Consider the following 14,138-nt stretch of genomic DNA (forward strand, 5'->3'; position numbering starts at 1 on the left):
TGCAATTGCAGCACTGCCCGTTAAGCCGCGCTGCCTGACCAGACTACTCAGTAATTTTCAGCCCGAATTCGGCGCTGGCATCTTGCAACCAAAGCCAGAAGTAATCGGAAAAACTACGCCGAATGACCAGCTCCCAGGTGTCTTCAGCCGTGTGGCGAATGACCAGCTGCGCCTTTGCAAAATGCGTCGCAACAGCCTTGCCGACCGGGAAGTTGCTTGGGTGCACGTCGTAAGAGGTCGACTTCATCAACACCTCGCGTACCTTGCTGCCACTTAGCTCCAGCAAGGTTTGTCCGCCACTAACATTGACGATCGAGATATGCTGACCGGACAAGGCCTCACGCAGTTTTTGTTCAACAGCAAACTCTTCGCCACTTGGCACTATCAGTAGCCACTCGTCAGGCGATAACCATTGCAGTGAAGTGTCACCGCTACTTGCCAACGTCATAGTTACTGGCAGCTCAAGGCCTAATGCGCTGTGTACACCGCTGACAAATACCGGATCCTTGGCATCACCGCGCAAGGTCAAATGGCCCAGCAGTTTTTTCTCGCGCAGTGTCACGCCGCTGTTACTTGCCCCTTTGCCAACCAGCTCATGCAGGCTGGCGTGGAACAGCGGTGACTCGGCATTGGCAGCTTCAGGGCGCTGCTGATAAACATTAACCTTAGACATTCTGGCGATCCCCTTTCGGGTCATAGAACACTGAACTGACGATTTCGGCTTCAATCACGCTGCCATCAACCAATGGCGCGAACACCCGTTCGCCGATGCGTTGCAGACCACCTTTGACCACGGCCATGGCAAACGAATAACCCAAGGCCGCGCTCATGTAGCTGGAGGTGACGTGGCCAACCATGGTCATGGGGATCGATTGCTTAGGATCGAACACCAGTTGCGCACCTTCGGGCAGCACTTGATTCGGGTTAACCGGCTTGAGCCCAACCAACTGTTTGCGCTGCTCACGCACACAATCTTCCCGGTTCATGCCACGCCAGCCGATCCATGAAAACGGCTTAGTACGGCCGACACACCAGCCCATGTTCAGGTCATCTGGGGTCACCGAACCATCGGTGTCCTGGCCGATAATGATGAAGCCCTTCTCGGCCCGCAGCACGTGCATGGTTTCGGTGCCATAAGGGGTCAAACCGTGCTTCTTGCCCGCCTCAATGATTTTTGCCCAAACGCCCATGGCGTAGTCCGCCTGCACGTTGACTTCATAACTCAGCTCGCCGGTGAAAGAGATCCGGAATACCCGCGCCGGAACACCACCGACCTCGCCTTCTTTCCAGGTCATAAACGGGAAAGCGTCTTTGTCGAGGTCGATGTCCGTCACTTCTGCCAGCAACTTACGGCTGTTGGGGCCAGACAATGTCATGGTCGCCCAGTGGTCGGTGACTGACGTGAAGTACACCTTCAACTCTGGCCACTCGGTCTGGTGATAGATCTCCAACCAGTCCAGTACCCGAGCCGCACCACCGGTGGTGGTGGTCATCAGGAAGTGGTTGTCTGCCAAACACGCAGTGACGCCATCATCGAAGACCATGCCGTCTTCTTTGCACATCAGGCCATACCGCGCCTTGCCGACATCCAGTTTGGTCCAGGCATTGGTATACACGCGGTTTAAGAACTCACGGGCATCCGGGCCCTGGATATCAATCTTGCCCAAGGTGGAGGCATCCAAAATACCCACCGCATTGCGCACGGCCAGACACTCGCGAGCCACGGCGGCGTGCAGGTCTTCACCGTTTTTTGGGAAATACCAAGGCCGCTTCCACTGGCCAACATCTTCAAACTCAGCGCCGTTAGCTACATGCCAAGCGTGCATGGCGGTATAGCGATTAGGTTCAAACAGCGCACCGCAGTGACGGCCAGCCACAGCACCGAATGTCACGGGTGTGTAGTTAGGCCGGAACATGGTGGTGCCCATCTGCTCGATGCTGATACCCAGCGAACGCGCTGCAATGGCCAGACCGTTGATATTGCCGAGCTTGCCCTGATCCGTACCAAAGCCTAGCGCGGTGTAGCGTTTGACGTGCTCGACCGACTCAAACCCTTCACGGGTGGCCAGCTCGATACCGGCTGCAGTCACATCATTCTGAAAGTCGACAAACTGCTTCGGCGCTCGCGCGGTTGGCTTATCGTGCGGCACCTGAAACAGTGCAACAGTGGCGTCTTCCTTACGCGCTTCAGCGCTTGGCAAGGTACCAACAGTGGCGTTGAAACCGGATTCAGACGCGGCTAAAACACCCGCTTCAAAGCCGTCTGCCAAGGTATCACCCAAGGCAAATACACCCTTGACTGCGCCCGCGCACACCCGCTTTTGTAAGCCTTCGCCCGGGACAAATGCCAGCAGGTTTTCTTGCCACGTTGGCCGGCCACCCAGATGAGATGCAAGGTGAACCACCGGGCTATAGCCACCGGAGCTGACAATAAGATCGCAATCGAGCACTTCACCCGGGCTGGTGACCTTGAATGTGGCGACATCAATCGCGCAGATTCGCGCCCCATTGACCCGCTTACTGCCACGGGCCTCGACCACGGCGCTACCGGTTAGAATCCGCACACCACGGGCGCGCGCTTCTTCTACCCAAGCCCCGCGAGGATTAGCCCGCACATCCGCAACGGCCACCACCTGCTGACCCGCATCCAGCCAGTCGAGCACGACGCGGTAGGCATAATCGTTGTTAGTTGAAAGCACCAGCTTGCGGCCAGGCAATACAGCATAGCGGCGCACGTAGGTAGAGACTGCGCCAGCAAGCATATTACCCGGCACATCATTATTGGCATAAACCAGCGGCCGCTCATGGGCACCGGTTGCCAACACCACCCGCTTGGCACGCACACGGTGCATACGTTGGCGCACGCTACCCATTGGGGCCAGCTCACCGAGGTGATCAGTCATGCGCTGATGAATGGTCAGGAAGTTGTGGTCGTGATACCCGTTAACGGTTGAGCGCGGCAATAGCGTGACCTCAGCCATGCCCTGCAACTCTGCCAATGCTGTTTCTACCCACTCAGCAGCAGGCTTGCCATCAAGCAGTTCGCGAGTATCGAGCAGGCTACCGCCAAACTCTTCCTGTTCATCCGCCAGAATCACTCGGGCACCGCTGCGCCCAGCGGCCAATGCAGCGGCCAAACCGGCTGGACCTGCACCAACCACCAGAACATCGCAATGCTGATTGAGGTAGTCGTAACTGTCCGGATCGACTTCAGTCGGCGCACGACCAAGACCTGCCGCCTTGCGAATGTACTTTTCGTAGGTCAGCCACAGGTTCTGCGGGTACATAAAGGTTTTGTAGTAGAAGCCGGGCGGCATCATCTTGCCACCGACTTTACCGAGTATCCCCATCATGTCGGTGTTTACACTCGGCCAGCCGTTGGTGCTGTTAGCCACCAGACCGGCATACAACGCTTGCTGCGTAGCACGCACGTTAGGAATTTGCGCCGCTTCGGTAGAGCCGATTTGCAGTACCGCGTTTGGCTCCTCGCTACCGGCCGCGACAATCCCGCGCGGCCGCGAGTATTTGAAGCTGCGCCCAACGACATCAACACCATTGGCCAACAATGCAGCGGCTAACGAGTCGCCTTCGAAGCCTTGGTAGGACTCACCGTTAAAACTGAAGCTAAGGGGCTGGCTGCGGTTAACCCGGCCACCACTCGCTAGACGATTGATCTGGCTCATGCCGTGACTCCTTCAGCGCGGGCTTTTGCGGCTGCGACGCTGGCCTCAGTAACGCTTGGCTTCTCGCCGATCTTGTAGGTTTCAAGAATTTCGTAGGTCACTGTGTGTCGCGTGGCATTGAAAAACTTACGGCAACCGGCCGAATGCACCCACAATTCATGGTGGATGCCCCGGGGGTTATCGCGGAAGAAGATGTAATCGCCCCACTCCACATCACTGCATGCGCCGGGGTCTTCGGGGCGCTCAATGTGGGCCTGACCGTGAGCATGAAACTCTTCTTCAGAGCGCATCTCTTCGCAATGAGGGCAAAAAATGTTGAGCATGGTTTTAAGCCCTCTTAGTGAGCCACGGCAGCAGCGCCGTGCTCGTCGATCAATGCGCCGGTGTGGAAACGGTCCATGGAAAATGGTTGAGCCAGGGGATGCATTTCACCTTTGGCCAGACTCGCGGCAAACACGTGACCAGAGCCTGGTGTTGCCTTGAAACCGCCAGTACCCCAACCGCAGTTGAAGAGCAGATTAGGCACCGGGGTTTTCGAAATGATCGGGCAAGCATCCGGGCTGGTGTCGACGATACCGCCCCACTGACGGTTCATGCGCACTCGCGAAAGCACCGGGAACATCTCAACGATGGCTTGCAAAGTGTGCTCGATGGTTGGGTAAGAACCACGCTGACCGTAGCCATTCCAACCATCGATACCGGCACCGATGACCAAGTCACCTTTGTCTGATTGACTGATGTAGCCATGTACCGCGTTGGACATAATCACGCTGTCGATCACCGGCTTGATTGGCTCCGAAACCAAGGCTTGCAACGGGTGTGACTCCAGCGGCAGGCGGAATCCGGCGAGTTTGGCCATATGCCCGGAATTACCCGCAGTCACCACACCTACGCGTTTGCCGCCAATAAATCCGCGATTGGTTTCAACGCCAATTACCACGCCGTTTTCTTTGCGAAAGCCGGTCACTTCAGTCTGTTGCAGCAGGTCGACACCCAAAGCATCCGCTGCCCGTGCATAACCCCAGGCCACCGCATCGTGACGGGCTACCCCACCGCGCCGTTGCACCGTCGAACCCATAATCGGATAGCGGGTGTTTTTGCTGCAATCAAGGTAGGGGATTTCATCGGCAACCTGTCGCGCATCGAGCAGTTCGCCATCTACGCCATTGAGGCGGTTGGCACTGACGCGACGCTCAGAGTCGCGCATGTCTTGCAAGGTGTGGCACAGGTTGTAGACGCCACGCTGGGAAAACATGACGTTGTAATTGAGGTCTTGGGACAAGCCTTCCCACAGCTTCATCGCGTGCTCGTAGAGCTGCGCCGACTCATCCCACAAGTAATTAGAGCGCACGATGGTGGTGTTACGTGCGGTATTACCGCCGCCCAGCCAGCCCTTCTCGACCACCGCGACGTTCTTCACCCCAAAGACTTTGGCGAGGTAATACGCGGTTGCCAGGCCATGCCCGCCACCGCCGACGATAATCACGTCATAGACCGGTTTCGGGGTTGGGTTGCGCCACATGCGCTGCCAGTTCTCATGATGACTGAAGGCATGTTTGAACAGGCCAAAGCCAGAATATCGTTGCATGTGATGCTCCTAAAATTTAACCCGCCATGACGCAGCCATTCAAGGGTAAACGGGATAATCCGCGCAGAGACCGCCAGCCAGCGCCGCGACTTGCGCTTCAACATCGGCATCACCGAGGCGATCGAGGATGTCGCAAATCCAGCCTGCCAAGGCAATGCACTGGGCTTCTTTGAAACCTCGCGTGGTCACCGCCGGGGTGCCGATGCGCAGGCCTGAAGTCACGAACGGTGATTGCGGGTCATTGGGCACAGCGTTCTTGTTGACGGTGATCCCGGCGCGGCCCAAGGCAGCGTCAGCGTCTTTGCCGGTGATGCCTTGTTTGATCAGACTGACCAAAAACAGATGGTTATCGGTGCCGCCGGAAACCACGTCATAACCGCGCTCGATAAACACCTGAGCCATGGCTTGAGCGTTGTTGATAACTTGGGCCTGATACGCCACAAAGCTTGGTTCCAGCGCTTCTTTGAAACACACTGCCTTGCCCGCGATCACATGCATCAATGGCCCGCCCTGAGCGCCAGGGAATACCGCAGAGTTGAGCTTCTTCTCAATCTCTTCGTTGCTTTTAGCCAGAATCAAGCCACCACGCGGACCGCGCAGGGTTTTGTGAGTCGTGGTGGTGACAACATCGGCAAATGGCAATGGATTTGGGTACAGGCCCGCCGCAACCAAACCGGCAACGTGGGCCATATCCACAAACAAATAAGCGCCAACTTTGTCGGCAATTTCGCGGAATCTGGCGAAATCGAGGGTTTTCGAGTAAGCAGAGAACCCAGCCACAATCATCTTAGGTTTGTGCTCAAGGGCCAGACGCTCGACTTCGTCGTAGTCAATCAAACCGGTGCTGGTGTCGATACCGTATTGCACGGCGTTGTACAGCTTGCCCGATGAGCTGACTTTAGCGCCATGAGTCAGGTGACCACCGTGGGCCAGGCTCATGCCCAAAATCGTGTCGCCCGCTTGCAGCAACGCCAAGTACACCGCCGAGTTAGCTGAGGAGCCCGAGTGAGGCTGGACGTTGGCGTAATCAGCACCGAACAATTGCTTGGCGCGATCGATTGCCAACTGCTCAACCTTATCGACAAACTCACAGCCACCGTAATAGCGTTTGCCCGGATAACCCTCGGCATACTTATTGGTCAACCCGCTGCCCTGGGCTTCCATCACCCGCTTGCTGGTGTAGTTTTCCGAGGCGATCAGCTCGATGTGGTGCTCCTGACGCTGCTCTTCCTCATTAATGGCGCTGAGTAAGGCGTCGTCATATCCCTGAATCTGGTCATGCTTGCTGAACATCGCTGATCTCCTGCGGCACTTTGTTAGGCACGGTGTGTTGCCGTTTGCAGCGATGGTATGACTCGGATCAGGCAGCCAGATGCCTATGTACGTCATGGGGAAATTCGTTTACGACATGACGGTGTCGCAAATCAGTAACTGCGCACAGTGAACTCAGCCGCGCGTCTGAAAAGCGCCATGCTTCGCCCTGACCTGACAGAAAAGTCCGTGCTATAGTCGTCGCACAGCAGGTTTGCCCCGCTGCCTTTCAATCAAAATGGCTGAAGCACTCATGACTTTCGCGCATGCATCAACTCAGGTCTGCACGGTTTCTTTGACCGCTGAGTTCGCACGCCCGCTGCCTTTCGCCATCGCTCCACCACCTGTCGCAACACAGCCTCGCGGCGTTTGCCCGCCGCCGGCGCCATAAGCGTTCGCCTAACACCGACATTTCTTTCAGGCCCCGATTCAAATCCTGCACGCCATTGCTGTTAATCAGCCTGTGCTTGGGGCCTATGGCTTTACGACAGGAATCACCCAATGAAATCGACTCACGCACTGGGGGCTTATGCCGCCACCACAGTATTTGTGTTGCTTTGGAGCAGCGGCGCAATATTCGCCAAATGGGGGCTTGAACACTCATCAGCATTCGCCTTTCTACTGCTGCGCTTTATGCTCGCCCTTGGCGCACTGGTGCTCATTGGTCTTTATCGCAAACGCTTGTTGCCCGAGCGGGGCACGCGCAAGCGTGTTGCAGCCACAGGTCTAGTGATGATTGGCGGCTACTCCGTGTGCTACCTGATGGCACTCGATAACGGCATTACACCCGGCGTACTTGCAACATTATTAGGGGTGCAACCCATCCTGACGTTACTGCTGCTAGAGCGCAGCTTTCCAGCAAGACGCTTGCTGGGTCTGACGCTGGCGTTGGCAGGTTTGGTTTTAGTGGTGCTGCAAAGCCTGCTGAAAGCCAACTTCTCCCTCGTCGGCATCGCTTTTGCCCTCGGCGCACTGGTCAGCGTCACCGGCGGTGCAATTGCGCAAAAAAGCATTCAGCAAGCCCCTGCCCAAGTGCTGCCACTGCAATATGCAGTCAGCCTGTTGCTGTGCCTGGCTGTAGCACCGACCCAGCCAATCCATTTTGAACACTCTATTAGCTTTTTGATTCCACTGCTGTGGTTGGGCTTAGTGATTTCAGTGGTCGCGCAACTCTTGCTGTACCGGTTAATCCGCGCCGGCAACTTGGTCAACGTCACCAGCTTGTTCTATCTGGTACCCGTGGTCACCGCCGTGATGGATTACCTGTTTCTCGGCAATGTGCTTTCAGGGTTGAGCCTCTTAGGCATGTTGGCGATTTTGCTAGGGCTGGGCTTGGTATTTCGCCAGCCCAAAGTGCTGCCACGCACAACACAAACCTAAGCATTCTTTCCGGTGGGCAACCCTTTATTGCCCACCCTTTTTTCCGCAAGTAACAGCGCCCATTACCCGGTATTGGGAGACAAGCATCGGCTGGATGCGTGAATGCTTGGGCTGTGGGCTCAACCTCGCGTAAAATGCGAGCATATCCGCCTGCCCTCACGAGGGGCGTTCAGGCAACGGCCAGAAGGACCCAAGATGACCGACCAAACGCAACAGTTCGCCAGCGACAACTATTCCGGTATCTGCCCTGAAGCATGGGCAGCCATGGCTGAAGCTAATCACGGCCACGACCGGGCTTATGGTGATGACCAATGGACCGCTCGCGCCGCCGATCACTTCCGTAAGTTGTTTGAGACTGACTGCGAAGTATTCTTTGCCTTTAACGGTACTGCCGCCAACTCACTGGCTTTGGCAGCGCTGTGCCAGAGTTACCACAGCGTGATCTGCTCCGAAACCGCCCATGTCGAAACAGACGAATGCGGCGCGCCTGAGTTCTTCTCCAATGGTTCGAAACTGCTGGTCGCCAGCAGCGAAAGCGGCAAAATGACCCCGCAATCAATCCGCGAAGTGGCCCTCAAACGCCAGGATATCCACTACCCCAAACCCCGGGTTGTGACCCTCACTCAAGCCACCGAAGTTGGTACCGTCTACACCCCGGAAGAAATCCGCGCAATCAGTGACACTTGCCATGAGCTGGGCCTGAACCTGCATATGGACGGCGCACGCTTCTCCAATGCCTGTGCATTTCTCGGCTGCACACCCGCCGAACTGACGTGGAAAGCCGGTGTGGATGTACTCTGTTTTGGCGGCACCAAGAACGGCATGGCGGTGGGTGAAGCCATCTTGTTCTTCAACAAGGATCTGGCCGAAGACTTCGACTACCGTTGCAAACAGGCGGGCCAGCTCGCCTCGAAAATGCGCTACCTGTCAGCGCCGTGGGTGGGTATTTTGCAAAATGATGCCTGGCTGCATTACGCCCAGCACGCCAATAGCTGCGCACGCTTGCTTGCAGAGTTGGTCAGCGATGTTCCGGGCGTCAGCCTGATGTTCCCGGTGCAAGCCAATGGCGTGTTCCTGCAGATGTCAGAACCTGCGCTGGAAACCCTGCGCAACAAGGGCTGGCGCTTCTACACCTTTATTGGTGCCGGTGGCGCACGTTTTATGTGCTCGTGGGATACCGAAAAAGAGAGGGTGCGCGAACTGGCGGCTGATATCCGTGCAGCCATGGGGGATGTGCAGTAACTTGTGTAGCTGGGGCAGGTGTTACTACTGTGGCAGCCTGCCTTCTTAGCTGATCGTAAAGCCTGTCGGCGCTACCCTCTAGCCACGAATTGTGCATCCTCCATTTCTTGCAGATGTTGCGCAGCGCAAAGTAGGGCAGCTTCAGCTCAACAACCTCCTCTGTGCAGCGATTTCAGGACAGGTAGTTCAGGCTGAGCCTGACCATGTTGTGCGCCCCCCCCATTCTGCGCCGGTTTGCGGGGCTGAGCCTCGAGCGCAATCCCTGACGAAGTCACGACCCTACAAAGCCACGCCCAACTGCGCAAAGGTCAAGCCCTGCTCCTAAAGAACGAATGACAGCTGGTCACGCTGCTCCCCCGCCGAACAGCTAGGCGACACGCCGATATTTACTGACGAATGCAGAGAGACGCGTTTGTAATACGGAGAATGGCCGCCGCGAGGAGTTCTTGATAGCTAGGAACTCGGAAATAGACGAGTGCTGAGCATTTTTACTGGTTTTCCGTTTCTAAAAACAGCAGAAAATACCGGACTATTTCGAACCACCCTAGTCCAGCCGCAAAAAATAAATTCGTCGCCTTGCTCATAAAAAAATAAAAGCAACACCTGTCAGCTCTACAGGAAATACCCTACATCCAACAAATATAACCCCCTATATATTCAATGTATCTTAGCCAAAATTTTTTAGCTAATTTATATATTACATTTTAATGACACACGCTTAACCAGCAACAGCATCTTAATACTTTATCCCGCGACCAGTATTTATACAAAAGTATGGTTTCTGCTAACACCCGCTTAGCTAACATATATATCAACTTAGCATTAACACCGCTTAATCCACTAAAGCCATGAGGTTTATTAAGCCAGTCGCCGCATAAACTACCCCCCGAAAAACATACTGCACTTGAGGTTAGAAACATGAGTAAAAACAAACTTATTATTGCCCTGTGCGTCAGCACATCAATTCTTAGTTTCATGGGCTCGGCGCAGGCAGTTGCTGCTGAGTCTTGGAATAAAACCAAGGCAACCGAGTGGCTGGATAAGCGCGCCCAAGCATGGCTGAACTTTCCTTATGCTAGGGAAAAATCCAAAATGGAGGGGCACCGTTCTGCTTCATGCATAGCCTGCCACACCACTTCGAACTATACCGTTACCCGACCGCACCTCGAGAAGAGCGGTGGCAGTGCAGATCAGGTACTCGATAACATTCGACGCCGTATCATTGCAGGCCAAAGCGCAGAACCTTGGGACGTTGAGCCAGCAGGGCGTGTGACCGAATCCTACGGTAGTGAAGGTATCTTAAATGCCTATACGCTGGCCCTGAGCGACGAAGCGAATGGTTTGAAGAAGACTTCCCCACTTGCTGTCAGCGCATTCGAACGCCTGTGGCACCATCAGAAAGCTAATGGCGGCTGGGATACGTTCGATTTTAAATTGGAACCCTATGCCACTTTGGAAGCACGACCAGTTCTTGCGTCGATGGCTGCTATTGCCGTAGGCAGAGCACCTGGCTATCTCGAAATGGAAAAAAACGATGGGACGATAAAAGCCCATATCAAGAGCTTGCGAGACTACCTCACAACAACTCGCAACCCTGAAAACCTTTGGTCAGAAACATGGCTACTGCAAGCCTCTTTGACCCTTGATGGATTATTGACTCGAGAAGAGAAAAACGCCGTTATTAAGAAACTAATTGCCAAACAGGCCAAGAGTGGTGATGACAAAGGTAGTTGGGCACTGTTCTCACTCAATGACTGGACGTACGATGGCGTAAAGCCACGAAAAGAAGCTCGCAAACTCTCGCCCGGAGCCAAAGGTCCGGACGGACTGGCTACAGGGTTGATCGCCTATACTCTAATGCGCTCAGGCATGAAACCTACAGATCAGCCTGTTGCTGATGCGCTCGACTGGTTACGCCGCAATCAACAGCCTGATGGTTCTTGGGTCAAACTGAGTATCAATAAAGTGCGCGATCCATCCAGCCAGCCTTATTACTTCATGTCTGATGAGGCGACTGTGTGGTCAGTACGTGCTCTTATGGCTAGTGAAGGATGGCCATACTAAGCCAGAAATAAGCTGAAAGTATCCCGTACATCAGCGCCTGAAAATTAGCCATCGAGAGCCTATCGCGATGGCTATTTCCAATCTGCCATCTAAATCAAAACTTTATTTCTGACTTCTGCAACCGTCGTACACTTCGCCATAGCCATTTTTGCATAACTGATGACTGACAGTTATCAGGTATAAACGTGTTATCAATTTCAGGCTTAAGCTTCTGAAAGTAAACCGGCCATTCTTTCATGGGTGTTGCAATACACCTAGACAAGGTGAGCTAAAATCGTCTGCAGTGTTGCGACCTAATTATGGGGTTATAGCTAGCCGTATTTGTCCACTGAAAGAACCGGATTAAAAATCGATTACCACATCACCTTGCGGCACACTGCAGCACGACAAGACATATCCTTCGGTAACATCTTCGTCGGTGATCTCGCCGTTGTGTTCCATGCTCTCCTCGCCTGAGGTTTTCAGCACTTTGCAGGTGCCGCAAATTCCCATGCCACAGGCTTTAGGGATATTCAGGCCCAATTGCGTTGCAGCAGAGTGCACTGTTTCCCCGCTGCTACACGAATACTTTTACCGGTCAACACAAACTCAACCTGACGCAAATCAGGGGCTGGCACTTCAGTCGCATCTGCTGCCTCGGCGGCCAGCACGCCAATAGCTGCGCACGCTTGCTTGCAGAGTTGGTCAGCGACGTGCCCGGCGTAAGCCTGATGTTTCCCGTTCAGGCCAACGGCGTGTTCCTGCAAATGTCTGAACCTGCACTCGAAACCCTGCGCAACAAGGGCTGGCGTTTCTACACCTTTATTGGTGCCGGTGGCGCACGTTTTATGTGCTCATGGGATACCGAAAAAGAGAGGGTGCGCGAACTGGCGGCTGATATCCGTTCAGCCATGGGTAACGCCTGATCCTGAATTGAAAAGCCTGCTCATGGAATAACCCATGGCAGGCTCGCAAACAATATAAACCCAAACGCATAAACGCTTAGTGTTTAACCATCATTGGCCAACACCTGCGCCAATGATAGTTAAATCCCACTAAGTCAGCGCTTACTCACTTCTTGGTAGTCCTCGGTTTTGTGGCCTTTTTTGCTGCCGGTTTTGCAGCGGGTTTAGCAGCCGGCTTGGCGGCTGATTTAGCCACAGGCTTGGCGGATTTTTTCGCACCTGCCTTGACTGCCGCATTGTCCACTGCCTTGGCCGCTGGGCTAGGCGCTTTTGCACTCGTGCTATCAACGAATAGCTGGTAGTACTCCTCAGCCAAGCGGCGTATGGCCTTGCCGATATTGGCGTAGTCGTACTCATTAAGGTTAGCCAGCGAGACACGCCAGGAAGGGTGTGTGGTACCAAAGCCCTTGCCCGGTAGCAGGATCACCCCGGTTTCTTCGGCAAGACGGAACAGCGCCTCGTTCGGCTTAAGCCGAGCCAACATCCAGACAACGAACTTGTCGCCGTACATTTCTGCCGCCAACTCTTCCAAGTCAATCAAGTGGTAGTAGCGCACGGAGTTAGGATCATGAGGCATAGGCAGGCCGAGTTCGCGATACAGAGCCTCTTTCCGGCGCAACACAATGCGCTTCATTTCAGCTTTGTAAGCACCCGGCTCATCCATCAGGCAGAACAAGGAGAACAAGGTCATCTGCGCCTGCACCGGTGTCGACAAACCGGCGGTGTGATTCAAGGCCACGGTGCGGCTGTCAGCCACTAGGCGGTCGATGAATTTAAGGTTTTCAGGCGTCGTGGTAATCGAACTGTAGCGGTGATGCAGTTGATCGCGTTTGGCCTTGGGTAAGGCGGCAATCTTGGCGTCGATAATGTTGTCTTCATGGGTCGCAACGACACCCATGCGCCAGCCGGTTGCGCCAAAGTACTTGGAGAACGAGTAGACCAGGATGGTGTTGTACGGGCAAACGGCGAACAACGAGACAAAGTTGTCGGCAAAAGTGGCATAGACATCATCGGTGAGGATGATCAGATCAGGCCGTTTCTTGACGATTTCAGCGATGTAGAGCAGCGTCTCGTCATCAATTTTTACCGATGGCGGGTTACTTGGGTTGACCAGGAAGAAGGCTTTGACCTTAGGGTCGAGCAGCTTGTCGAGTTCTTTATGGGTGAATTGCCATTTGTTCGATTGCGGCGCATCAACCGACAGCGATATGAGGTTGTAATCGCTCAGTTCCGGAATCTCGATGTAGGGCGTAAAGATCGGCATGCCCAGCGCAATGGTATCGCCTGCGTTAATCACATGGTTGGATTTCAGGCTGGCAAATAAATACGTCATGGCAGCGGTGCCGCCTTCCAAGGCGTACATATCGAACTTGCCGACAAAGGGATAATTACCGATCATTTCCTCGTAGATGTACTTGCCGACAATGAACTCGCTCATCACCAACATGCGGTCGGGCACCGGGTAGTTGCAGCCCAGGATTGCCTCGCACATCTCATAGATAAAGTCGCCGACATTCAGACCCAGTTGGTCGCTTACGTAAGACACGGCCGCTTCGATGAAACGAACGCCGGGAGCGTTTTCATGCTGCTTGGCAAACAGCTCAAAACGCGCCTCAATCCCTTCGCGCTTGGGAAAACCGCCGACATGCTCCATGTACATGTATGAGCGCTCGGCTTCGGTCATGGCAAACAGACCAAATTGGAAAAAACCATGGCGAGGCGTGGTCGCCAGAAAGTTCGGGTTTCCCCGCCCAGCGTTCAACATCAATTGATTACTTTGCACCGCTCTCTGCATCAGCGCGTCTTTCAATTCGAAAGGGCTCAACAGCGCGATTTTGTCCGGGTCGCTAAAATCCATCTTGCTTCTCCTTACCGCATCAATGACTAAGCAAACTGCCAGCTGTGCTCAGGCACAGGCTGGCAACC

The 14,138-nt window shown here is 54.5% G+C and carries 9 protein-coding genes and 2 pseudogenes; 4 read left to right on the top strand and 7 right to left on the bottom strand.

Going from position 1 to position 14,138, the window contains the following annotated elements; all coding sequences use genetic code 11:
* Positions 1-43 precede the first annotated feature (43 nt).
* From ACIGCM_RS14530 to glyA, 5 genes are read right to left on the bottom strand one after another with little or no spacing between them, the layout of a single operon-like run.
* Complete coding sequence (locus tag ACIGCM_RS14530; RefSeq protein WP_397502798.1) at positions 44-673, bottom strand: sarcosine oxidase subunit gamma; 630 nt, start codon at positions 671-673, stop codon at positions 44-46.
* Positions 666-3,683 (bottom strand): sarcosine oxidase subunit alpha, encoded by a 3,018-nt coding sequence (locus ACIGCM_RS14535; protein ID WP_397502799.1) that lies wholly within the window; start codon positions 3,681-3,683, stop codon positions 666-668. Before ACIGCM_RS14535 ends, ACIGCM_RS14530 begins: the two co-directional genes overlap by 8 nt.
* A complete protein-coding gene (locus ACIGCM_RS14540; RefSeq protein ID WP_397502800.1) occupies positions 3,680-4,006 on the bottom strand; it encodes a sarcosine oxidase subunit delta in 327 nt (108 codons plus the stop codon). The genes ACIGCM_RS14535 and ACIGCM_RS14540 overlap by 4 nt, the downstream gene beginning before the upstream one ends.
* A gap of 14 nt (positions 4,007-4,020) precedes the next feature.
* Positions 4,021-5,271 carry a sarcosine oxidase subunit beta family protein gene (locus ACIGCM_RS14545; protein WP_397502801.1) on the bottom strand — a complete coding sequence of 417 codons (1,251 nt, stop codon included), beginning with the start codon at positions 5,269-5,271 and terminating at the stop codon, positions 4,021-4,023.
* 39 nt (positions 5,272-5,310) lie between these two features.
* A complete protein-coding gene (gene glyA, locus ACIGCM_RS14550) occupies positions 5,311-6,564 on the bottom strand; it encodes a serine hydroxymethyltransferase (RefSeq protein WP_397502802.1) in 1,254 nt (417 codons plus the stop codon).
* Positions 6,565-7,083: 519 nt separating this feature from the next.
* On the opposite strand from glyA, the gene ACIGCM_RS14555 reads away from it, so the two are divergent.
* From ACIGCM_RS14555 to ACIGCM_RS14565, 3 genes are all read left to right on the top strand, one after another.
* A complete protein-coding gene (locus tag ACIGCM_RS14555; protein WP_397502803.1) occupies positions 7,084-7,962 on the top strand; it encodes a DMT family transporter in 879 nt (292 codons plus the stop codon).
* 195 nt (positions 7,963-8,157) lie between these two features.
* Positions 8,158-9,204: a low specificity L-threonine aldolase gene (locus ACIGCM_RS14560; protein WP_397502804.1), complete on the top strand. Its 1,047-nt coding sequence runs from the start codon at positions 8,158-8,160 to the stop codon at positions 9,202-9,204.
* 918 nt (positions 9,205-10,122) lie between these two features.
* The gene (locus ACIGCM_RS14565) at positions 10,123-11,268 is read left to right on the top strand and encodes a prenyltransferase/squalene oxidase repeat-containing protein (protein ID WP_397502805.1); all 1,146 of its coding nucleotides are present in this window, start codon (positions 10,123-10,125) and stop codon (positions 11,266-11,268) included.
* A gap of 342 nt (positions 11,269-11,610) precedes the next feature.
* Here the strand turns inward: ACIGCM_RS14565 and ACIGCM_RS14570 are convergent.
* Positions 11,611-11,921 (bottom strand): annotated as a pseudogene (locus tag ACIGCM_RS14570) (2Fe-2S iron-sulfur cluster-binding protein); the annotation flags it as partial.
* Between ACIGCM_RS14570 and ACIGCM_RS14575 the strand changes: the two are divergent.
* Positions 11,916-12,173, top strand: a pseudogene (locus ACIGCM_RS14575) (threonine aldolase); the annotation flags it as partial. The pseudogenes ACIGCM_RS14570 and ACIGCM_RS14575 sit on opposite strands and share 6 nt — an antisense overlap.
* 145 nt (positions 12,174-12,318) lie before the next feature.
* On the opposite strand, the gene ACIGCM_RS14580 reads toward ACIGCM_RS14575, so the two are convergent.
* The gene (locus ACIGCM_RS14580) at positions 12,319-14,070 is read right to left on the bottom strand and encodes a bifunctional aspartate transaminase/aspartate 4-decarboxylase (RefSeq protein ID WP_397502806.1); all 1,752 of its coding nucleotides are present in this window, start codon (positions 14,068-14,070) and stop codon (positions 12,319-12,321) included.
* Positions 14,071-14,138 lie beyond the last annotated feature (68 nt).

The sequence above is a fragment of the Pseudomonas sp. NPDC078700 genome (assembly GCF_044542375.1).
GTDB lineage: Bacteria > Pseudomonadota > Gammaproteobacteria > Pseudomonadales > Pseudomonadaceae > Aquipseudomonas.

What these genes read in the sequence shown, in the direction of transcription:
- ACIGCM_RS14530 (WP_397502798.1), bottom strand. Translation starts at nt 673, where the DNA reads ATGTCTAAGGTTAATGTTTATCAGCAGCGCCCTGAAGCTGCCAATGCC.
- ACIGCM_RS14535 (WP_397502799.1), bottom strand. Translation starts at nt 3,683, where the DNA reads ATGAGCCAGATCAATCGTCTAGCGAGTGGTGGCCGGGTTAACCGCAGC.
- ACIGCM_RS14540 (WP_397502800.1), bottom strand. Translation starts at nt 4,006, where the DNA reads ATGCTCAACATTTTTTGCCCTCATTGCGAAGAGATGCGCTCTGAAGAA.
- ACIGCM_RS14545 (WP_397502801.1), bottom strand. Translation starts at nt 5,271, where the DNA reads ATGCAACGATATTCTGGCTTTGGCCTGTTCAAACATGCCTTCAGTCAT.
- glyA (WP_397502802.1), bottom strand. Translation starts at nt 6,564, where the DNA reads ATGTTCAGCAAGCATGACCAGATTCAGGGATATGACGACGCCTTACTC.
- ACIGCM_RS14555 (WP_397502803.1), top strand. Translation starts at nt 7,084, where the DNA reads ATGAAATCGACTCACGCACTGGGGGCTTATGCCGCCACCACAGTATTT.
- ACIGCM_RS14560 (WP_397502804.1), top strand. Translation starts at nt 8,158, where the DNA reads ATGACCGACCAAACGCAACAGTTCGCCAGCGACAACTATTCCGGTATC.
- ACIGCM_RS14565 (WP_397502805.1), top strand. Translation starts at nt 10,123, where the DNA reads ATGAGTAAAAACAAACTTATTATTGCCCTGTGCGTCAGCACATCAATT.
- ACIGCM_RS14580 (WP_397502806.1), bottom strand. Translation starts at nt 14,070, where the DNA reads ATGGATTTTAGCGACCCGGACAAAATCGCGCTGTTGAGCCCTTTCGAA.